This window comes from Nautilia lithotrophica, assembly GCF_054656815.1.
Genome location: NZ_BAAHXN010000005.1, coordinates 63,764 through 83,514, shown reverse-complemented (window position 1 = coordinate 83,514; position 19,751 = coordinate 63,764). Strand labels below are relative to the sequence as shown.

The following is a 19,751-nucleotide window of genomic DNA, read 5'->3' as shown; positions in this document are numbered from 1 at the left end:
CTTTTTTTGCTCTTTTTCCCCTTCTTATACTCCGCTTTTAACCTCTTCCTTACTTTTTTAATCACATGGAGTCTGGCACCTAATTATTAATACTATTTCTTCATTCTATAGTTATATATATTATATAATTTTTAATAATTTTATTCTTTAACTTCTTTAATAACCCTTTAAATTGTGTCTGGCACTATAATACAAATCAGTATTTTTCTTCTCTATACTTGATAATGTTTTCTTTTATCCATTTAATATACAATAATTTTTATATTCTTAATGTTCACTTTTAAAAAATTATATTCTATCTATTTTACAACGCCTTTTTTTACCGGGACGAATTCACATGCTTCAAGCGTTTCTTTTCTGCCGTCTTTGTAAAACTTTGTAATAACCTGCTCATTTCCTATTTTTACAGGAGCAAGAATAAATCCATCACCTTTAACCTGTGAGAGCAGTTCTTTTTCCATATCTTCAATATAAGCAGAAAGAAGTATCCTGTCAAACGGAGCATAAGCTCTCCAACCAAATCTTCCATCATCACATTTAACATTAATATTATAAAGACCTAATTTTTTAAATCTCTCTTTTGCAACTTCAACAAGTCTGCAGATTCTGTCAATAGTAAACACCCTTCTTACTATTTTACTGAGAATCGCCGCTTGATAACCGCTGCCGCATCCTATTTCAAGAATGCTATCCACATCATCAAGTTCAAGATATGAAGTCATTTTCGCAATCGTAAGTGGAGAGCTGATTGTAGAATCATCGGCGAGAGGTAGCGGAGTAATATCATAAGCTTTTCTCTCAAACCCGGCTGGGACAAAATATTTTCTGTCTATTTCACAAAACGCTTTATATTCCCTGGGTCCAAGTTCCACGTAATCTGCTATTTTATCTGCCAATATTTTACTCATGATATTCCTATATTTAATTTTTTTCTGATTTTTCTGTTTTTATCCAAATCAATAAACGCAATACCTCTCTCACTGCTAACCTCAATACCATCACCCCACGCATCAAAACTGCATCCCCAAGAATACTCGTTTGCACTGTTCACAGATATCACCTGTGACTGAGTTGAAAGAGCAAGGGCTTTATTTAAAGTTTTAAAATGTTCAATTCTTTCTTTTCCCCATCTTGCTGGAACTAAAATCAAATCAATACCTCTAAAATTCTGCCAATATTCCAAAAATCTAAGCTCAAAGCAGATAAGACTTGCAAATTTTAAACCTCTAAATTCAAAAATTTCAGGTTTTTTTCCAACTTCAAAACATCTATTTTCATCACCAAAAAGATTATATTTCGCCCTTTTATATTGTAGTCCATTATCAAACAGACAAAAGTAGTTCTTATTATTATAAATCAATGTAAGCGCGAAAGGTTTATTTAATTTTGAAAGTTCTTTTAAAGCATATTCACCAAATAAGTTAACTTCATCCCACTTTTCATAATCAAAGCCAGTTAGACAAACTTCAGGGAAAAGAAAAAAATCGGCGGTCGAATTTTCTATATTTTCAACCACCCTCCTCAGGTTATATTCGTAATCTTTTGACGTTTTAAAATTTACCAGCTCAATTTTTAACTTTTCACTTTTCATTTTTAACTGTTAATTACTCCCCGTAAACTCTTTTGTAAATTCTATCCACGTTTCTTGTATAGTAATTGTAATCGAAAAGTCCTCTTATTTCTTCATCGCTTAAGTATTTCTTGAGATCTTCATCTTTTAACAAATATTCTAAAAACAAACTCTCACCTTTTTCATTAAGAGGTGCATGTCCTTTTTGAATCTCTTCCCATACTTTCATAGCATTTCTCTGAACAATTTTATATGCATCTTCCCTGCTTACACCTTTTTTCGGTAATTCAAGAAGAACTCTTTGAGAAAAGACAAGTCCACCTGTAAGATTAAGGTTTTTCATCATATTTTCAGGATATACAACAAGGTTTGCGATAATATTGTTTAATCTATGTAGCATAAAGTCAGTTGTAATAAATGCATCTGGAAGCCAGAATCTTTCAGTTGAGCTGTGGCTTATATCTCTTTCATGCCAAAGTGCTACGTTTTCCATAGCCGGAATTGTATAACTTCTGATAATTCTTGCAAGTCCAGTTATATTTTCACTTAAAACAGGATTTCTTTTATGAGGCATTGCTGAAGAGCCTTTTTGTCCTTTAGAAAAATACTCTTCCGCTTCATAAACTTCAGTTCTTTGAAAATGTCTGATGTTTACTGCAATTTTTTCAACAGTTGAAGCAAGAAGGCCGAGTGCGGAAGCTAATCTTGCGTATCTGTCTCTTTGAATTACCTGATTTGAAATAGGTGCAGGTTTTAGCCCTAAAAATTCACAAGTAAGCTCTTCAAGTTCAATAGGTGCATGAGCGAAGTTCCCCATAGCACCACTTATTTTACCAACACTGATTACTTCAAGCGTTTCTTCAAGGTTTTTAAGATGTCTTTTCATTTCGTCATACCAAATGCTAAGCACTAATCCAAACGTAATAGGTTCTCCGTGAATTCCATGGCTTCTTCCGACCATCAGAGTATATTTATGCTCCATGGCTCTTTTTTTAATTGATTCCATTACCATTTTAACATCATCTATTATAATTTTAAGCGAATCTCTCATCTGAAGAGCAACAGCCGTATCGATAGTATCACTTGAAGTCATACCATAATGAACCCATCTGCTTTCTTCTCCGAGGCTCTCTGCCACACTTGTTAAAAACGCAATTACATCATGTTTTGTTTCTTTTTCGATCTCATCAATTCTTTTAATGTCAAATTTTGCGTTCTGCTCTATTTTTTTTGCGTCTTCATCAGGGATAAGCCCAAGTTTATTCCAAGCTTTCACCGCCGCTATTTCCACATCAAGCCATGCCTGATACTTAGCATTCATATCCCAAAGTTTTTTCATTTCTTCTCTTGCATATCTTTCAACCATACCCTGCCTTTTTTAATGTAATTGTATCAAATTAACTTAGTTGTGATATAATTCAGGAAAAAAGGTCCGATATGCCAGATATGGGATTTACCGAAATTCTGTTTATTGCCGTTATTGCCATTATTGTTTTAGGCCCTGACAAACTTCCCGAAGCCATGGTTCAGATAGGAAGGTTTGTAGGAAAAATCAAAAAAATGTGGAGAGACGCAACGGCTGATATAAGACGTGAGCTCGAACTTGAAGAGATGAAAGAAGAGATGCAAAAATACAAAAAACAGCTTGAAGAACTGCAAAGAAAAGTGGATACAGACGTAGGAGAAATCAATAAAGGTCTTACTTCACTTGATGATTTAACCGCAATGGGTAAAAAGAAAGATTTTTCGGATATGATTAAATAATGGGCTTCATTGTCAAAGAATTTGAAATAAAAGATGAAAAAGTTCTTGATTTTTTAGTTAAAAAACTGGGCTTCAACATTCGTGAAGCCAAAAGGGCGATTGACAGGGGAAGAGTAAGCGTAAACGATAAAAGAGTTACGAAAAAATCCCAAAGGGCTACAGGCAAACTGAAATGTATCGTATTCGAACCCAACGGATACGGACTAAAACCGATATTTGAAACGACTCATTTTGCCGTATTTGACAAACCAAGCGGCGTCGCGATACATCCCAAAAAACTCGCAAATACCAAAAGCCTACTTGATGATGTAAGATCACTATGGGGAAACGACGCAAACCTAGTCCACAGACTCGATAAAGAAACAAGCGGTCTTGTAATGGCCAGTAAAAACAAATTCAGTGAATCAGTCTTAAAAAAAGCCTTTCAAGATAAAGAAATTCAAAAAAAATACCTAGCTTTGGTAAAAGGGCATCTTGAAAAAGAGCTGACAATAAAAAAACCAATTGCCGTTAATAAAGATGAAAACATTAAAGTAAAAGTGTTAATCCATCCTGAAGGGAAAGAATCGGTTACGATAATCAAACCGATTAGAAAAATAGGTGAAAACACGCTTGTGGAATGCATTCCACTCACAGGCAGACAGCATCAGATAAGAGTCCATCTTTTCAGCATTGGGCATCCGATAGTAGGAGATCCCCTATACGGGGTGGATAACGATTTTGCCGACAGATACTTAAATAAACTGATTGATGAAAAAGAACGTATTGAAAAAACGGGGGCAAAAAGGCTTATGCTTCACGCATATTATCTTGAATTTATGTTTATGAATAACAAATATGTAATTACAAGCAGATCATTTGAGAAAGAATTAAGCGAAAATTAAGCTTTTTTCGTTATAATTCAAACTCAATTTCCCCTCCTTAAAAGTTTTAAAACCTCCTCTATAAGGCCTTTTTGGCCTTTTTAGGTAATTTACACTTAAGTGTCTGGCACAATTTAAGTTCTGAACTTCATTTTACTTTTTAATTAATTGTCTCTAATTGATTGTAATGATTGTTTATTAATAAATAGTTTATTTATAAATAATTGATAAAAACATTTTTTCATCTAATTTATTTATTCTCTGGCACTACAATAAATTAATATTTCTTGTTATTGTGTATGTTATACGTAATTTGAAATCATTTATATTATATGTTTATTTTATGAAACATAATTTAACAATACTAATAATTCTGAATTTATAAGTGGAGCCGGCGAAGGGACTCGAACCCCCGACCTGCTGATTACAAATCAGCTGCTCTAGCCAACTGAGCTACGCCGGCATATAAAAGTGACAGACACTATTATGAGCAGACTTTGAATGGCTCCGGCGAGAGGACTCGAACCTCTGACCCGACGGTTAACAGCCGTCTGCTCTACCGACTGAGCTACGCCGGAATGTGGATTGAAATTATATGCAAAAAATTAATTTGTGTCAAGAATTTTTTGAAATTTTTCTCAAATACCAATAAATCGCAGGAAAACCGGCTAAAATTTCAATAAAAATTGTAGCTATTCTACTTCCGATACTGCCGTGATATATATATGCAATCAATCCTATTATTGGCACAACAAACATCAAAGCCCTCCAAAATATTGAAAAATATAGCTTTAAATACCCAATAAATCTGTTTTGGAATGAAATAACCCCCTGTTTTTCAAAAAAATAACCAATTGCAAATATACTGATTAATATTGTTCCAGCAAACAACGAAATAAATATCTCTTTTACATAAAAAAATTTATGCCAGTAAATTATTAAATCTTCAAATAATATAAAATCAATCACAATTATAAAAAACATAAATATCGCAATATTAAGCCACAGATAAAAGGCTTTTTTATACATATCATTCTCCGCAATTTTTTTCTATTAAATTTTATATTTCAATGATACAATAATAATATTTCAAAAAGGTTAAATATATGATTAAATTTAGCAAAACTGCAGCATATATCGAGAATAATTACAATAATACAGAATTTAAACCGCATTTTCATCAGACATACTCTTTCTCACTTATTACAAACGGCTCTTGTGTTGTAGAATTTAAAAACAAAACCCTTAATTATGAAAAAAACGATTTCAGAATCATAAACCCGAATGAAATACACTATGTAAAATCGGGTATATGGGAATATAAAAGTATTGTATTGGAAAAAGATTTCGTGAATCAAATAACCTTTGAAATCGCCTCTGCAAAAGATCTAAACTTTCAAAACAAAATAACCTCAAATGAAATTAATACTCTTTTTTGCAAGATGTATAACAAAAACGAAGAAGCGGTATATTTCTTCTTTGAAAAACTAATTTCTTACATCCAAAAGATTGAACTTCCCGATATAAAATTAAAAAGATCTATTCAGTTAATCGATAAGAACTTTACGCAAAAACTCAATCTACAAACCCTTGCAGAGTCTGAAAATTTAAGTAAATATCATTTTTTAAGGCTTTTTAAAAACCAGCTTGGACTTACCCCACATCAATATATTATAGTTAAACGATTAAACTATGCACTTGAACTTATGAAAAAAGAAAACAACCTCTCAATCGTTGCGGTAAGTGCCGGATTTAGTGATCAAAGCCACTTTATAAAAGAGTTTAAAAAAGTATTCGGATTTACACCAAAACATTAATTTTGCAACTCAGTTGCATTTTGATATAATTTCATTATGAATTGTGAAAATATAGAAAATCTTAGAAAAACGGAACTTAAAATAGCTTTGTTGTTAGAAGAAAGGCATCTTTTAAGTGCAAAAGAGTTGCAGAATATCTTAAATGTTGACAAAGCCACAATATATAGAAATATAAAACACCTACTTAAAAAACAGACAATAAGGGAAATTAAAAACAGCGAAGGTGTGGGCTTTTATGAACTGAACTGTAAAATTCACAACCCTATACATCCGCATTTTGAATGCAGGGTCTGTAAGAAAATCTATTGTCTTAAACCATTTAACGCCGAAGATATTTTAAGTCTTTCCAATTACAGCGAATACGATATAGATGAAATTGAAGTTAAATTTAAAGGAATATGTGATGAATGCAAAAAAATTGAGAATTGAGAATGGAGAATTGAGAATTATTTTATTTTTAATTTTTGCTTTACCGCTTTTTGCGTTGAATATAAGTGTAACGATACTACCTCAAAAAGGCGTTGTAAAAGCTATCGGAGGGGACAGGGTAAACGTTAACGTAATGGTGCCTCCGGGAAATTCCCCCGCCACATACGCACCTAATTTCAAGCAGTTGAAATATCTGAAAAAATCAGATATTTATTTCACAATAGGTGTGCCGTTTGATAAAAAGTATCTTTCTAAAATACAAGAAATAAATCCTAACATTAAAATAATATATTTTGGAAATCTCATAAAAACCACAAACAATCCGCATATATGGTTAAGCCCAGCCCTCTTACAGCTTCAGGCAAAAATCGTGCTTGATACGTTAATTAAAAGTGATCCTAAAAACAAAGTATATTATCTAAACAATTACAAAAACTATATTAAAACCCTTGCGGACTTTGAGATGAAAGGATTTGAAAACATACGCCAAAAAGCATTTATTACGTTTCATCCTTCATTTTTCTATTTCGCAAAAGATTTTCACATTAAACAGATCGCAATACAAAAAGAAGGAAAAGCCCCAAGTTTTGCATACCTTGCCAAAATTATAAAACTAGCAAAAGCAAACGGCGTAAAAACGGTAATAATTTCGCCTGAATTTCCGACAAAATACGCAAAAATTGTAGCCGCCAAAATAGGTGCGAAAGTAGTTGTGATATCACCTTTAAACGAAAAACCGGAAGATACAATAAATCAACTTATAGAGGTGCTTAAATGAAAGCACTTGAAATAAAAAACCTCTATTTTAAATATGACAAAGAAATAGTGCTTGAAAATATAAACCTAAATCTTGAAGACAAAGAGTTTATGGCTATAATCGGTCCGAACGGAGGGGGTAAAACGACTCTTTTGAAATTGATACTCGGATTTTTGAAGCCGTTTAAAGGAGAGATTAAAATATATGGGAAATCCCCTCAGGAAGTTAGTGAAATTATGGGCTACGTTCCTCAGCATACAAATTTTTCACTTGATATTCCTATTACGGTATTTGATATAGTGCTGCAGGGAAGACTTAAGAAAGGTAAGTTTTTTTACAACAAAAAAGACAAAGAAAAAGCCGAAGAAGTCCTTAAAACACTAAAAATCGAAGAATTTAAAAACAGAAAAATAAAAGACCTATCAGGAGGACAGAGACAAAAAGTTCTAATTGCAAGAGCCCTTGTGAGCGAGCCTAAAATAATAATAATGGACGAGCCGACAAGCGCAATCGACCCTACGGGACAAAAAGAGATTTTGGACCTCATCGAAAACCTTGACATCACAAGGGTCGTGGTAAGCCATGATATAAAAATACTTCTAAGAAAAGTGGACAAAATCGCATTTATCAACAAAAAAGCGGTTATCCATGAAGGTCCAAAACTAAATATCCCTAAAGACAAACATTTCTGTGAAGTTGAACTTATAGAATTTTTAAAGGATGAAACGTGTGGGATTTAATAGGAAACTCTATATATGCAGGGATACTCATCAGCATTGCGATAGGAATTATAGGAAGCCTTATAGTTATAAATAAAGCAACCGCAATTACCGGAAGTATTGCTCACGGAAGTTTTGGGGGTATCGGAATTGGTATATTTTTAGGTGTCAATATATTATTCTCAACTACCATATTTACACTTCTTTTAGCACTGCTTCTCTCTGTTATTACAATTTATTACCAACACCGCGCCGACAGCCTTATAGGTGTGATATGGGCTCTTGGAATGAGCATCGGTATTATATTTTTAAATCTCACACCCGGTTACAATGCGGATGCACTTAGTTATCTTTTTGGTAACATACTTTTAATTGAAAAAAACGACCTTTTTATGATGAGTGGTGTAGATCTTCTGCTATTGGTTTCTATAATTATTCTTTATAACAGATTTTTGGCTATTAGCTATGATATGGAATTTCTTAAAGTTAGAGGTATTAACGCATCAATTCTTTATACGTTTTTTCTTGTGTTAACCTCTCTTACAATAGTTATGAGTGTTCGGGCTATAGGTATTATATTGATACTCGCGCTTTTTACCATTCCTCCACTTATTGCAGAAAAATTTACAAGAAAATTTTATCAGATGATAGTTTTAAGCTCTTTTCTATCCACTATTTTTATAATTGGGGGAATAATAATAAGCTATTTTTACGATTTAGCCCCTACCCCAGTTATCGTAATACTTGCGGCAGTGGGGCTTTTTTTAAGTATGTTTAAGAGAAATTAGTATAATTTCAACAAAAAAAGGATAGTTTTGTATCTAGTAAGCGAAGAGCGTCTTGAAAAAATGAAAAACATACTCAATACACGCCAAAATACCCTGAGGGTGTTTATGGATTACGTATTCTCATCTCACAACCTCTCGGCAATTGTAAGGACCTGCGATGCCGTAAATGTTGGAAAACTTTATTACAGACATCAAAGAAAAGTCAGACTAAACAACGACATAACAATGGGTGCTCATAAGTGGATATTTCATGAATATGTTGAAAATATTGAAGAGTTTTACGAAAATATAAAAAAAGAAGGCTATCAGGTTGTGGTAACTTTGCTTGATGAAGAAACGGTTGATTTCAGGGAGGTTGATTATACCAAACCTACCTTAATAGTCCTTGGCAACGAAGTGGACGGAGCAAGTGACATAAGTATAAAATATGCCGATAAAAAAGTAATAATCCCTATGTTCGGAATGAGCCAAAGTTTAAACGTATCCGTGGCAAACGCCGTAATCTTGTATGAAGCACAAAGACAAAGAGCTGCAAAAGGTATGTATGATACACCTTCCCTGCCGGAAGATCTAATAGAAAAGACACTTAAAAAATGGGCTTACGATGATATTATCCAAAAAGAACTAAGACGCGTAAGACACAAACATAAAAACTAATTACTCTTTATCCAGTTCTTTCCATGCCTTTTGGGCATCCTGCTTTTGTATTTGAATCGTATTGGTGTTATTTATTTCTTTACTTGCACATCCTGCAATAAACAATATTGTTAAAATTAATAAAATTATATTTTTCATTTCAATCCTTTATAACTAAAATAATTTTTCTTTTTTTGGTAGTAATTTTAAGTATTTTACCAGGATATCCGGAAACATTTAAATAAATAGTATTTGCATCCTTATAACCAATCTTATTTATTCTCAAACCTCTTTTATATTCATATTTCAACCCGGAAAGCCTGTCGTTAGAATTTAAAGGCTTAAAATAGATTAAATATGTGATATTAGGTTTAATAAAATATTTCCCGTTTGTGCCTATTACGGAAATTACCGGTATTCTTTTTTCCTCAACATCAAATTCCCATTCAAAACTTTTCATCCTGCCGTCAATTACAAAATCAGCCTTTGCTTCATAATGAGCCCCGTATTCAAGCCTTTCAAGCGGGAAAAGAACAAACTGAGTTTTTTTAAGCATATGGTTTATGTCATTTTTTGAAGTTAGTATTTTTGTTTTTTGCACTTTTTCTCCGTTTTTATAAAGCTCAAAAGATATAAGACTGATTTTTTTATTTTCAAAATAATAAGGATTAAAACTAATACTCACAGGATATCCGCATACTCCATATTCAGGCAGAGGATCCGGAATTTCTTCATAAAATACGGCAGGAGTGTTTTTCATTCCGTTATAGGGCCATGTTATTACCTGAGGATTTGTTTTCATCTGGTCGTAATATACACCTTTTGGAATAATTTTGTTTTTATCCCTGCAAAGTCCTGCAAACCCGCTTTTATAATTGCTTTTTTTCTTACAGACTCCATTTATAAAGCTATTACCCATATCATAAACATAAATATCGTTAAGTCTGTAATAACCTATTTCATTTATATTGAAATTTAAAAACCCGAACCTGTGATATATAGCGCCGAATAGATCTTTTATAGATTCATTATAGTTTTTTTCACCCCGGGAGAGGTTTTCAATCACATATCTGCTTTCATATCCACAAGATACCGCCCTGTCGGCAGGAGTTGCACCACTAAAATACCGCCCGTATTTTCTTTGTATATGTGTTATTTCATTATTGGCAAATATATACTTCGCATGCCATTTGGCGGCAAGCGTTAAAGAAGGATTTTCATCCAAAGGATTAAGTCTTACCGCACTTCTGTATTCGTTAATGGTAAAAAGAGGATTGGCAAAAAGAAAAACGGCTAAAAAAATTATAAGTTTTTTCAAAACTCTATAACCCTTCCGACACCGCCGGGAATATAATTCTCCCCATAAGCTTCTTTAAACATTTCTATTGCCAAATCACCACTGCAGTGAGTAGGGGTTACATATTCTACACCTAACCTTTTAAGTTCTGCTATTGTTTCAAGAATTTCAGTTTCAGAACTTCTCATCAGATGAAATCCTCCCAAAGCATACAATACGGGCTTATTAAGCATCTCTATTGCTCTACGAACAATATTTACAATTCCCGGATGAGCACATCCCGTTACAACCACGCTAAATTCACCTTCATCAATTACAAGACTCTGCTCACCTACAGGTTCCATTACACCCGTAGTATAAAAACTTCCAAAAAGTTTTCCCGGTTCATTACCAACTACAATTGTTTCACGTGAAAGCGTTTTTAAATCCCTGATATAAAGCCTTGAAAGTGAATTTGGAAGAATTAGTGTCATTTTTCTGTTTACATCTACAATAGAATCTATTCCGCCAATATGATCCCAGTGAGGATGGGATATAAAAAGATATTTGAAGTTATTAATATTAAATCCCATTTTTGTTATATTTCTTACAAGCGCACGCCCGTTACTACCCGTATCAAAAAGAAAATAATCGTTAATTACACAGCTAAACCCCCAAAAACTCTCAAGTTTTTCGTTTGCCGTATAGTTGTCAAAAACTATTGAAAATTTCATATTCTTTTCCTTTTTTTCCTATTATTTTTCAAATATTAATTTAAGAAAACATCTGCAGCGTAACGGTCGAAATTTTATAAAATTTCGGGAACCATAGAAGTCGAATGAAAAAATTAATATTTGAAAATATCATATTTAATATTTTTTTCCTCTAACAACCTTAAAAGCCCCACCATTGCATTCATTTATTTCAAACCTTAGATCATCAAGACTTTTGCCGTAAAGGTTTTCTTTGCATTCAAAATCACTAAATCCCGCTTTTTTCATTAGATTAATTATATCCTCTTTTGTAAAAAATGTAGCAGGTGCGTAAAATTTGGATTTTGCTTTATTTTTTTCATACATTCTGCCAAGAGGCGAATCCAGATCGACAAAAGCAACCAAAAGATATCCGCCTTTTTTAAGAGCTTTGTAGCAATTTTGGATAGTTTTAAGAGGATCTTTTACAAAGCATATAGTTGTTACCATCAAAATAAAATCGAATTCATTCTCAAAATCCATCTCTTCAGCTGTAGTTTCAATAACTTTAATACCTCTTTTTCTTGCAATTTCTGCCATTTTACTACTTGGCTCAATTCCGAATTTAATACCAAGAGGCGTGGCAAACCTGCCGCTTCCGACTCCCACTTCCATTCCTCTGCCTTTTGGCAAAAGAGTTTTTATGGTTTTCAGTTCTTCCTCGTAAATTTTTGAATGTTTTTCAAACCATTCTTCATAATCCTGATAATATAAATCAAACAGATTCATAAAAAACCTCTTTTTGTTTGATTATACTAAAAATTCCTAAATTCTACAGGTATTAAATCCAATATTTTAGAAGTGTCGAGTTTTCTTTTTTGGGGTCCTATGTTTCCGAGTGTCTCTTTATCGGTTTCGAAGTAATTTTGAAGATAATAAATGCCTTTGTAGCCTTTATTGTGAAGTATTTTGATTATTTCATTTATATCATTCTCATCAAGTAAATCGGTATGAACCGTAGTGCGAACTTCAAATTCAACATCCGAACTTATCAAAAAATCGAGTGTTTTTTCATATTTGTCGAAATGTCTGTTTTTGGTAACGGCTTCAAATTTTCCGGGAGGGGCTTTAAAATCAAGCGCAATATAATTAACCAAGTTTTCATCAATTATCTGTTTAACTATATCAAAATTCAATCCATTGGTATCAAGTTTAATTTCAAAACCCATCTCTTTGATTTTTCTGCTAAAAGGTATCAGGTTTTTGTAAAGCGTAGCTTCCCCGCCTGTAAAACTCACCCCGTCAAGCAGTCCTACGCGCTTTTTAAGAAATTTCAGCACCTCATCTTCTTCTATCTGTTTTTGACCGAAAACAACGTCTTTATTGTAACAATACGGGCAGCGCATATTACATCCGCTAAACCATAAAATCGCACAAAGCCTTCCCGGAAAATCAAGGGAAGAAAATTTTTGAATAGAATATATACCTAACATTCTTTAAAATATTTTCTTTCTTTATGTTCGGCTTTTTTCCCGATATTGAAACTTTCAACAGGTCTGTGATAGCCCATAACCCTTGTATAAACCATACATTTTTTTCTTTTATCTTTAAGTTTTTCTAAAATTTCCTCTTTAGTCATTTCTTTTACTTCCATTTTTACTCCTTTTTTAGTTTTTATACCCAAAAAATCTCATGATTTTTTCGGGAACCTTCTTACAACTCCATTTTAATCTTCAATATCTATTTCACCTTTTTCAATTTTCTCAAGCAATTCCGCATCACAATAAGGGCAATATTCATGCTCGCCGGCAATGTATCCGTGTTTAGGACATACAGAAAATACCGGTGTTATGGAAATGTAAGGCAATCTAAAATTGCTTATTGCTTTTTTAACAAGTCTTTTAGCGGCTTCTGGTGAGCTTAACTTTTCGCTCATATAAAGATGAAGCACGGTTCCTCCTGTGTATAAAGTCTGTAAATCATCCTGAAGTTCCAGAGCTTCAAAAGGATCATCAGTAAAATCCGCCGGCAACTGAGTTGAGTTCGTATAATAAGGGGCATCTTCAAACCCCGCCTGAATGATATTAGGAAATCTTTTTTTATCCTCTTTTGCAAATCTGTAGGTTGTCCCTTCTGCCGGTGTTGCTTCAAGGTTATACAGATTACCCGTTTCTTCCTGATATTTTTTTAATCTTTCCCTCATAAATTCAAGAATCTCTTTTGCAAATTCCACTCCCCATTCAGTCGCAATATTTTCCCTATCATTTGTAAAATTTCTAATCATTTCGTTCATTCCGTTTACACCGATGGTTGAGAAGTGGTTGTTAAAGCCAGGAAGATATCTTTTTGTATAAGGATAAAGACCCCTATCATACATTTCCTGAACAAATTTTCTTTTTTTCTCAAGTGTGGATTTTGCCAAATCCATAAGTTCGGCAAGCCTTTCGAGCATTGCTTCTTTATCGCCTTTGTATAGATATCCGAGCCTTGCCATATTGATGGTCACAACCCCTATGCTTCCCGTCATCTCAGCACTTCCGAAAAGCCCTCCGCCTCTTTTTAACAGCTCTCTTAAATCAAGCTGCAATCTACAGCACATGCTTCTTACGGCACCCGGCTCATACGCATTTGGATTTCTGACTTTGTTTCCGTTTTCATCTATAATATACTGGCTTCCTATAAAATTTTGAAAATAGCTGCTACCGATTTTTGCCGTATTTTCCCAAAGTGCCTGTGCCGCAGGTGAATCCCAGTCGAAATCTTCGGTTATGTTAACTGTTGGGATAGGAAACGTAAAAGGCTGTCCTATCGCATCGCCTTTTGTCATTACTTCATAAAACGCTTTAATAATTTCCTGCATTTCAGGTTCAAAATCTTTATATGTCGCATCGGTTAATTTTTTAATTTTAGGATTTCTTTTCTGAAGCCTTTTAAGAAGTTCCTCATCTTCAATACCTTCAAAAAGGTGTTTGTTATTGCGAGTAGGAATCTGATCTTTCAAATCATCCGGAACAGTAAAATCAATTGTAATATTCGTAAAAGGGCTCTGTCCCCAACGCGCCGGCACATTTAAATTATATACAAAACTTTCAATTGCTTCTTTTATCTCATTATATGAGAGTTTATCTTTAAATACATATGGGGCAAGGTATGTATCAAAACTGCTAAACGCCTGAGCCCCGGCCCATTCGCTTTGTAAAATTCCAAGAAAATTTGCCATTTGTCCAAGAGCGCTTCTGAAATGAGCAGGTGGCTTTGATTCGACACGTCCCCTTACGCCGTTAAACCCTTCGTTTAAAAGGTTTCTTAAACTCCATCCAGCACAATACGGAGCAAGACAATCAAGATCGTGAATATGATAATCCCCATCCCTGTGAGCTCTACCTTCTGCCGGAGAATAAACCTTATCAAGCCAGTAGTTAGCAATTACTTTTCCCGCCGTATTGTTAATAAGCCCGGCATGGGAATATCCCGTATTTGAGTTTGCATTAATTCTCCAGTCCTGTTTGGAAATATACTCATCAATTGTCGTATTACAATTAATATAAGTAGCTTCTTTATCAAGCAGATTTTCGCGCTGGAGTTTATGTAAATGACGATAAAGCATAAAATTTTTCATTACATCAAAATAGCCGTGTTTGTAAAGAGAATGTTCTATTAAGTCCTGTATATATTCAACTTCAGGCATTTCAATTTTTTGAATCTGTTTAATTACTTCTTCAAACACCTGAGGATCATACGTTACACCCGTAGCATCGAAAGCTTTTCTAATTGCATCTTCAATCTTATAAGGAAAATAATTTTGAGGAGTGCCGTCACGTTTAATTACTTTTTTCATTTTTACTCCTGAATTTTAGTTCAATAATAATAAGAATTATATATCCTTTTTTCTTAATTAACGCTTAAAAAATGCCGGGATTACGGGAGTATTTTTATCTTAATAAGAGTTTTTTGTCCTATTTTCGGGCAATAAAGAGAAAAAAAATTTTTTAAAAATTTTTTATGCTATAAGAAAATCTTCTACCTGCAAACATAGGTTTGACTTCTCCTACCATTTGAGGTGCTATATACTCCTCTTCTACCAAAATAACTTCTCTTTCAGGAATATCTAAATTGAAATTTTCTCTTGCGTTGTCGCTTATAAATTTTTGGAAAGTATCATTGTCGCCTTCAAAAAATTCCGCTAACGCCGGGAGTATAATAGGAGCACTGAAAAGTCCAGCAGCACCTTTTAATTTATTTTCAATAGAATGCGGAGCACTGTCACTTCCAAACATTACCTTTTTATGTCCCGATTTTACAATTTCTTGCAACGCATCCCTATCTTTAGGTGTTTTTACAACCGGTTTACAGAAATTGTGAGGATTTAAACTACCGCCGATTAAATCGTCAAGAGTTAATAAAAGATGGTGAAGGGTGATTGTTGCATATAAATTATCATGTTTATCTAAAAGTTCCACAAGGTTATAGGTTGAGATATGTTCCATTATAATTTTAAGATTCGGAAAATCGCGTGCCAGTTTTTCATAAACTACGGCAAATTCCCTTTCTCTATCAAGCACAAATCCGTTTGTTTCTCCGTGAACGGAAAGAGGAATTCCAAGTTCTTGCATAATTTCAAGCACCGGATATACGTTTTCTATAGATTTAACCCCGGCTTCGCTGTTAGTGGTAATTCCGGCAGGATATAACTTTATTGCGAAGATTTTGTCTTTTAATTCTTCAAGTTCTTCTTTTGTATATTCCCTCATAAAAATATTCATAAGCGGTGTGAAATTTTCACTATTTTCCAATATCTCTTTTCTGTAATTTTCAAGTCTTTCTTTATTATCAACTGGTGGAACTAAATTTGGCATAACAACGGCTGCCGCAAACTGATTGAAAGTATATGGTATCACATCACGCAGCATCTTACCCTCACGCAGATGCAGATGCATATCTATAGGAGTGTTTAATTTAATCATTTGTAGCCTTTTTTATGTAATTTTAGCATAGATTTGAGTCACCCACTCTATATTTCTATTCATTGCATCATATGAAAAATTTTCTTTCATTTTAACAAACCCGTTTTCTAAAAATTTTCTTTGTAGAAATTTCGGATTAATATATGAAAATCCTTCTCTTTTATTAGTCGAATAACTGAGAATTACTATGCCGTTTTTATTTAGATATCTTTTAAGTGATTTGATGGAAGAAGTGTAAAATATTCTTGGAATATGCATCCAAACAGCTGTAAGGGCAATTACATCAAAGTTTTTAACGGGAAGTTTAAGATTCGGAAGAGAAGAATTATAAAATTTAAGATTCTGATATTTTAATTTACATATTTTTAAAAATTCAACGGCAGGGTCAATCCCGACTACCTCAAAACCTTTTTGAAGATAAAATCCTATATCCCTACCGCTTCCGCAACCTATATCAAGTAATCTTTTACCTTTTAAATACGGGCTTATAAAATTATAAAATTCATTCATTTCGGCATTATCATATTTTTCAGCCAAATCATAAGCATACTGGTTATAAAATTTTACAGAACGAATTTTATGTCCTTATGTTCCTGAAGCCTTCTGAAAAACTCGTTTCTTTCTTCCTCGCTCGTTACATATACGTCAAATTTTTGAGAATGATATTTGCCGTGAGTTCTGTTGTCTTCCACTTTACATTCCTGATTATGAATGCATTCTTTAACGGCAGCTCTCATTTTTTCTTTATCTTCACCTATTATTCTAAATCCCCACATTCTTGGATATTCTATTTTTTTTTCTTTAGACATAACTATCCTCCTTAAAACTTATATATTGTTTAATATTATACCAAATTTTTAAGGAAAAGTTAAGAAAAGCCGGTTTACATAAAGTAAACCACCGGAACTATTGTAGGATATTTTTTTGTTTTTCTGAATACATGCTTTCTGATTACGTTTCTAAGTTCGTTTTCAAAAATTCTTGTTTTTTCATATACATAATCTTTTGCATGGTCTATATAGTTGATTAAAATATCTTCCATCTCTTTTGCAAAATTTTTATCCTCTTTATCGGCAATAATTCCGTATGTTGTAACACGAGGGCGAGAAATTAGTTTTTTCTTCTGTTTGTCAACTTGAGCCACAATCATAATAATTCCCTCGTTTGCGAGTTTTTGTCTGTCAAGAACTATATCGGTTTCTATTTTTTCATTTATCTGATTGTCTATGTAAATTTTTCCTACTTTTACGGATTTTACTTTTCTGACCCTTTTAGGTGTAATCTCCCATTGTTCGCCGTCTTCCATCACAAATATGTTGTTTTCGTCCATCCCGATACTCATTGCGGTTTCTCTGTGTTTCATTAAATGGTTGTATTCCCCGTGAACCGGAAAGAAGTATTTAGGTTTTACAAGACGCAGCATCAGTTTTTGTTCTTCCTGAGCGGCATGTCCTGATACGTGTATTTCACTGAAATCCTGATATGCTACTTTTGCACCTTTTTTCATCAAAAAGTTTATAAGCTGTGATACGGTCGGCTCATTCCCCGGAATAGCCTTTGCACTGATTACGATCTGGTCGCCTTCTTTGATTTTAACATGTCTGTGTTCATCAATCGCCATTCTGTAAAGGGCGCTCATACTCTCACCCTGGCTTCCTGTTGTTACTATTAAAATTTCATGATCTTCATATTTACCTATTTCATAAGGATCTATAAATATATCGCGTGGGAGTTTAATATATCCTAAATCCATTGCAACATTCAGGTTTTGTTCCATGCTTCTTCCGATGATACAAACTTTTCTTCCGTATTTAATACCTCTTTCAATTGCCTGGTAAACCCTGTGGATATTTGACGAGAACGTGGACATTATCACTCTTCCTTTGGCTTTAAGGAACAAATCGTCAAACGTATTTCCCACTACGCTTTCACTCGGTGTAACCCCTGGTTTATACGAATTCGTAGAATCACTGAAAAGTGCCAAAACACCCTTTTCGCCGTAATACGCAAATCTGTGCAGATCAGGTGCGTATCCGTCTATCGGTGTATGGTCTATTTTAAAATCCCCCGTATGAATTATAGTTCCCACAGGTGTTTGAATTGCAAGAGACGAGCTGTCAATAATAGAGTGCGTCATATGAATCCATTCTATTTTGAAATCGCCTATTTGAATCGGATGACGTTTTTTAACACTTCTGAAATAGCTTTTGTATTGAAGCAATTTATGTTCTTTAAATTTGTTTTCAATCATTGCAAGCGGAAGAGAAGTCCCGTAAATCGGGAACTGCATTTCTTTAAACAGATAAGGCACTGCACCGATATGATCTTCATGTCCGTGGGTTATAATCAAACCTTTTATTTTATGTCTTATTTCTCTAAGATAACTGAAATCGGGTATTAATATATCCACCCCATGCATGTCTTCATTAGGGAAACTCATACCGCAGTCTATAATTATAGCGCTGTTTTCTGTTTCTAACACGGCACAGTTTCCGCCGATTTCATCTAATCCCCCAAGTGGAGTGAATCTCACCCACCCTTTTGCATTAGTATCAATTTTATTATGAGAATTTAATCTTGCTTGTTGAATTTTTTCGTTTTCATTGAAGGCTTTATTTAAATCTTTAAACCATACAAAATTTTTAGGGTCAACTTTTTTTTGCTGTTGAACTGGTTTTTTAGATTTAACAACGGCTTTTTGATTTTTTTCTTCCATTTATTCTCCTTTCTTTTGCCTTAGCGCACATTAGAAAAGAGCTGGAAAAAAGTAGAGCCGTCCACCTGATGAGGTCTTATGTTTTTGGCAAGTGAGAATTTTTCAGGATCAAAATCCTTGTATTTTGCGGATAAATTTTTCTTAAGTGTTTTTCTCGGATTCGCAAAAGCGACTTTTAAAAATTTTGCAAACTCCTCATTATAAGAGTCTTCAAATTTTTCAAAAAGTATCACACTGCTTATTACCTTAGGTGCAGGAACAAATGCACCCGGCGGTATATCAAACAGCTTTTTCACCTTTGCTACACTTTGAGCCAGTATCGCTAAAGATGAATAATTTTTATCCCCCGCTTTTGCAGAAAATTTATCCGCAACTTCTTTTTGAATTAAAACAAGTATGTTTTTTGCATTTTTATCTTTTAATGCTTTTAAAATTATATTTGTTGCAATGTAATAAGGTAAATTTGCAATCAAATCATACTTTTCATTTTCAAGAGTTTCTTGCCAAAACTCTAATACATCACCACACTTTAAATTAAGATTTGGAAATTTTTCTTTTAAAATTTCACATAAATCTTTATCAATTTCATAAGCTGTTACTCTTCTTTTTTCCAGCAGCTTTTCTGTCAAATCGCCTAAGCCAGGCCCAATTTCTACAACCAGATTTTCGGTATTGGGCATCGCTTGGACGATTTTTTCCAAATAATGTTTGTCTTTTAAAAAGTTTTGTCCAAATTTTTTCTTTGCCTTGATTATATCAT

General features: G+C 33.6%; 24 protein-coding genes and 2 tRNA genes. 8 read left to right on the top strand and 18 right to left on the bottom strand.

What is annotated here, in order from left to right; genetic code table 11:
- Positions 1-299 precede the first annotated feature (299 nt).
- From ACYQ19_RS09130 to purB, 3 genes are read right to left on the bottom strand one after another with little or no spacing between them, the layout of a single operon-like run.
- Positions 300-908: a protein-L-isoaspartate(D-aspartate) O-methyltransferase gene (locus ACYQ19_RS09130; protein WP_459979124.1), complete on the bottom strand. Its 609-nt coding sequence runs from the start codon at positions 906-908 to the stop codon at positions 300-302.
- Complete coding sequence (locus tag ACYQ19_RS09125; RefSeq protein WP_459979123.1) at positions 905-1,591, bottom strand: carbon-nitrogen hydrolase family protein; 687 nt, start codon at positions 1,589-1,591, stop codon at positions 905-907. The genes ACYQ19_RS09130 and ACYQ19_RS09125 overlap by 4 nt, the downstream gene beginning before the upstream one ends.
- A 13-nt stretch (positions 1,592-1,604) precedes the next feature.
- On the bottom strand, positions 1,605-2,936 hold the full coding sequence (gene purB, locus ACYQ19_RS09120) for an adenylosuccinate lyase (RefSeq protein ID WP_459979122.1): 1,332 nt from the start codon (positions 2,934-2,936) through the stop codon (positions 1,605-1,607).
- Positions 2,937-3,007: 71 nt separating this feature from the next.
- On the opposite strand from purB, the gene tatB reads away from it, so the two are divergent.
- Positions 3,008-3,334 carry a Sec-independent protein translocase protein TatB gene (gene tatB / locus ACYQ19_RS09115; protein ID WP_459979121.1) on the top strand — a complete coding sequence of 109 codons (327 nt, stop codon included), beginning with the start codon at positions 3,008-3,010 and terminating at the stop codon, positions 3,332-3,334.
- Entirely contained in the window at positions 3,334-4,218 is an 885-nt protein-coding gene (locus ACYQ19_RS09110; RefSeq protein ID WP_459979120.1) for an RluA family pseudouridine synthase, read from the top strand. The genes tatB and ACYQ19_RS09110 overlap by 1 nt, the downstream gene beginning before the upstream one ends.
- 365 nt (positions 4,219-4,583) lie before the next feature.
- On the opposite strand, the gene ACYQ19_RS09105 is transcribed toward ACYQ19_RS09110, so the two are convergent.
- From ACYQ19_RS09105 to ACYQ19_RS09095, 3 genes are all read right to left on the bottom strand, one after another.
- Positions 4,584-4,660, bottom strand: a tRNA-Thr gene (locus ACYQ19_RS09105).
- Positions 4,661-4,699: 39 nt separating this feature from the next.
- Positions 4,700-4,775: transfer RNA gene (locus ACYQ19_RS09100), tRNA-Asn, on the bottom strand.
- Between the two features lie 37 nt (positions 4,776-4,812).
- Positions 4,813-5,226, bottom strand: a complete 414-nt coding sequence (locus ACYQ19_RS09095; RefSeq protein ID WP_459979119.1) for a hypothetical protein — start codon at positions 5,224-5,226, stop codon at positions 4,813-4,815.
- A 77-nt stretch (positions 5,227-5,303) separates the two neighbouring features.
- On the opposite strand from ACYQ19_RS09095, the gene ACYQ19_RS09090 reads away from it, so the two are divergent.
- From ACYQ19_RS09090 to ACYQ19_RS09065, 6 genes are read left to right on the top strand one after another with little or no spacing between them, the layout of a single operon-like run.
- Positions 5,304-6,014: an AraC family transcriptional regulator gene (locus ACYQ19_RS09090; protein ID WP_459979118.1), complete on the top strand. Its 711-nt coding sequence runs from the start codon at positions 5,304-5,306 to the stop codon at positions 6,012-6,014.
- Between the two features lie 36 nt (positions 6,015-6,050).
- The gene (locus ACYQ19_RS09085) at positions 6,051-6,443 is read left to right on the top strand and encodes a Fur family transcriptional regulator (RefSeq protein ID WP_459979117.1); all 393 of its coding nucleotides are present in this window, start codon (positions 6,051-6,053) and stop codon (positions 6,441-6,443) included.
- Positions 6,418-7,221, top strand: coding sequence for a metal ABC transporter solute-binding protein, Zn/Mn family (locus ACYQ19_RS09080; RefSeq protein ID WP_459979116.1), 804 nt, complete (start codon positions 6,418-6,420; stop codon positions 7,219-7,221). Before ACYQ19_RS09085 ends, ACYQ19_RS09080 begins: the two co-directional genes overlap by 26 nt.
- A complete protein-coding gene (locus ACYQ19_RS09075; RefSeq protein WP_459979115.1) occupies positions 7,218-7,940 on the top strand; it encodes a metal ABC transporter ATP-binding protein in 723 nt (240 codons plus the stop codon). The genes ACYQ19_RS09080 and ACYQ19_RS09075 overlap by 4 nt, the downstream gene beginning before the upstream one ends.
- On the top strand, positions 7,928-8,707 hold the full coding sequence (locus ACYQ19_RS09070) for a metal ABC transporter permease (protein WP_459979114.1): 780 nt from the start codon (positions 7,928-7,930) through the stop codon (positions 8,705-8,707). The genes ACYQ19_RS09075 and ACYQ19_RS09070 overlap by 13 nt, the downstream gene beginning before the upstream one ends.
- A gap of 27 nt (positions 8,708-8,734) precedes the next feature.
- The gene (locus ACYQ19_RS09065; RefSeq protein ID WP_459979113.1) at positions 8,735-9,364 is read left to right on the top strand and encodes a TrmH family RNA methyltransferase; all 630 of its coding nucleotides are present in this window, start codon (positions 8,735-8,737) and stop codon (positions 9,362-9,364) included.
- Here ACYQ19_RS09065 and ACYQ19_RS09060 read toward each other — a convergent pair whose 3' ends face one another.
- The 12 genes from ACYQ19_RS09060 to rsmA form a co-directional block, all read right to left on the bottom strand.
- Positions 9,365-9,502 (bottom strand): hypothetical protein, encoded by a 138-nt coding sequence (locus ACYQ19_RS09060; protein ID WP_459979112.1) that lies wholly within the window; start codon positions 9,500-9,502, stop codon positions 9,365-9,367. It abuts the gene before it with no gap.
- Between the two features lies 1 nt (position 9,503).
- A complete protein-coding gene (locus ACYQ19_RS09055; RefSeq protein WP_459979111.1) occupies positions 9,504-10,661 on the bottom strand; it encodes a CAP domain-containing protein in 1,158 nt (385 codons plus the stop codon).
- On the bottom strand, positions 10,658-11,353 hold the full coding sequence (locus ACYQ19_RS09050; RefSeq protein WP_459979110.1) for an MBL fold metallo-hydrolase: 696 nt from the start codon (positions 11,351-11,353) through the stop codon (positions 10,658-10,660). Before ACYQ19_RS09050 ends, ACYQ19_RS09055 begins: the two co-directional genes overlap by 4 nt.
- A gap of 135 nt (positions 11,354-11,488) precedes the next feature.
- Positions 11,489-12,100: a class I SAM-dependent methyltransferase gene (locus ACYQ19_RS09045; protein ID WP_459979109.1), complete on the bottom strand. Its 612-nt coding sequence runs from the start codon at positions 12,098-12,100 to the stop codon at positions 11,489-11,491.
- Between the two features lie 26 nt (positions 12,101-12,126).
- The gene (locus ACYQ19_RS09040; protein WP_459979108.1) at positions 12,127-12,804 is read right to left on the bottom strand and encodes an anaerobic ribonucleoside-triphosphate reductase activating protein; all 678 of its coding nucleotides are present in this window, start codon (positions 12,802-12,804) and stop codon (positions 12,127-12,129) included.
- Positions 12,798-12,950: an anaerobic ribonucleoside-triphosphate reductase gene (gene nrdD / locus ACYQ19_RS09035; protein ID WP_459979127.1), complete on the bottom strand. Its 153-nt coding sequence runs from the start codon at positions 12,948-12,950 to the stop codon at positions 12,798-12,800. Before nrdD ends, ACYQ19_RS09040 begins: the two co-directional genes overlap by 7 nt.
- Positions 12,951-13,037: 87 nt before the next feature.
- Positions 13,038-15,149, bottom strand: coding sequence for a ribonucleoside triphosphate reductase (locus tag ACYQ19_RS09030; protein ID WP_459979107.1), 2,112 nt, complete (start codon positions 15,147-15,149; stop codon positions 13,038-13,040).
- Between the two features lie 151 nt (positions 15,150-15,300).
- Positions 15,301-16,275, bottom strand: coding sequence for a dihydroorotase (pyrC, locus tag ACYQ19_RS09025; protein WP_459979106.1), 975 nt, complete (start codon positions 16,273-16,275; stop codon positions 15,301-15,303).
- A 12-nt stretch (positions 16,276-16,287) separates the two neighbouring features.
- Positions 16,288-16,812 carry a class I SAM-dependent methyltransferase gene (locus tag ACYQ19_RS09020; protein WP_459979105.1) on the bottom strand — a complete coding sequence of 175 codons (525 nt, stop codon included), beginning with the start codon at positions 16,810-16,812 and terminating at the stop codon, positions 16,288-16,290.
- A 26-nt stretch (positions 16,813-16,838) separates the two neighbouring features.
- Positions 16,839-17,084 (bottom strand): HP0495 family protein, encoded by a 246-nt coding sequence (locus tag ACYQ19_RS09015; protein WP_459979104.1) that lies wholly within the window; start codon positions 17,082-17,084, stop codon positions 16,839-16,841.
- A 74-nt stretch (positions 17,085-17,158) separates the two neighbouring features.
- Positions 17,159-18,991, bottom strand: coding sequence for a ribonuclease J (locus ACYQ19_RS09010; protein WP_459979103.1), 1,833 nt, complete (start codon positions 18,989-18,991; stop codon positions 17,159-17,161).
- Between the two features lie 20 nt (positions 18,992-19,011).
- Complete coding sequence (gene rsmA / locus ACYQ19_RS09005) at positions 19,012-19,746, bottom strand: 16S rRNA (adenine(1518)-N(6)/adenine(1519)-N(6))-dimethyltransferase RsmA (protein WP_459979126.1); 735 nt, start codon at positions 19,744-19,746, stop codon at positions 19,012-19,014.
- Between the last annotated feature and the right edge of the window lie 5 nt (positions 19,747-19,751).

Coding starts and splice junctions, on each gene's coding strand:
- ACYQ19_RS09010 (WP_459979103.1), bottom strand. CDS start 18,991: ATGGAAGAAAAAAATCAAAAAGCCGTTGTTAAATCTAAAAAACCAGTT.
- purB (WP_459979122.1), bottom strand. CDS start 2,936: ATGGTTGAAAGATATGCAAGAGAAGAAATGAAAAAACTTTGGGATATG.
- ACYQ19_RS09080 (WP_459979116.1), top strand. CDS start 6,418: ATGAATGCAAAAAAATTGAGAATTGAGAATGGAGAATTGAGAATTATT.
- ACYQ19_RS09085 (WP_459979117.1), top strand. CDS start 6,051: ATGAATTGTGAAAATATAGAAAATCTTAGAAAAACGGAACTTAAAATA.
- ACYQ19_RS09040 (WP_459979108.1), bottom strand. CDS start 12,804: ATGTTAGGTATATATTCTATTCAAAAATTTTCTTCCCTTGATTTTCCG.
- nrdD (WP_459979127.1), bottom strand. CDS start 12,950: ATGACTAAAGAGGAAATTTTAGAAAAACTTAAAGATAAAAGAAAAAAA.
- pyrC (WP_459979106.1), bottom strand. CDS start 16,275: ATGATTAAATTAAACACTCCTATAGATATGCATCTGCATCTGCGTGAG.
- ACYQ19_RS09130 (WP_459979124.1), bottom strand. CDS start 908: ATGAGTAAAATATTGGCAGATAAAATAGCAGATTACGTGGAACTTGGA.
- ACYQ19_RS09075 (WP_459979115.1), top strand. CDS start 7,218: ATGAAAGCACTTGAAATAAAAAACCTCTATTTTAAATATGACAAAGAA.
- ACYQ19_RS09095 (WP_459979119.1), bottom strand. CDS start 5,226: ATGTATAAAAAAGCCTTTTATCTGTGGCTTAATATTGCGATATTTATG.
- ACYQ19_RS09060 (WP_459979112.1), bottom strand. CDS start 9,502: ATGAAAAATATAATTTTATTAATTTTAACAATATTGTTTATTGCAGGA.
- ACYQ19_RS09090 (WP_459979118.1), top strand. CDS start 5,304: ATGATTAAATTTAGCAAAACTGCAGCATATATCGAGAATAATTACAAT.
- ACYQ19_RS09045 (WP_459979109.1), bottom strand. CDS start 12,100: ATGAATCTGTTTGATTTATATTATCAGGATTATGAAGAATGGTTTGAA.
- tatB (WP_459979121.1), top strand. CDS start 3,008: ATGCCAGATATGGGATTTACCGAAATTCTGTTTATTGCCGTTATTGCC.
- ACYQ19_RS09050 (WP_459979110.1), bottom strand. CDS start 11,353: ATGAAATTTTCAATAGTTTTTGACAACTATACGGCAAACGAAAAACTT.
- ACYQ19_RS09030 (WP_459979107.1), bottom strand. CDS start 15,149: ATGAAAAAAGTAATTAAACGTGACGGCACTCCTCAAAATTATTTTCCT.
- ACYQ19_RS09110 (WP_459979120.1), top strand. CDS start 3,334: ATGGGCTTCATTGTCAAAGAATTTGAAATAAAAGATGAAAAAGTTCTT.
- ACYQ19_RS09015 (WP_459979104.1), bottom strand. CDS start 17,084: ATGTCTAAAGAAAAAAAAATAGAATATCCAAGAATGTGGGGATTTAGA.
- ACYQ19_RS09125 (WP_459979123.1), bottom strand. CDS start 1,591: ATGAAAAGTGAAAAGTTAAAAATTGAGCTGGTAAATTTTAAAACGTCA.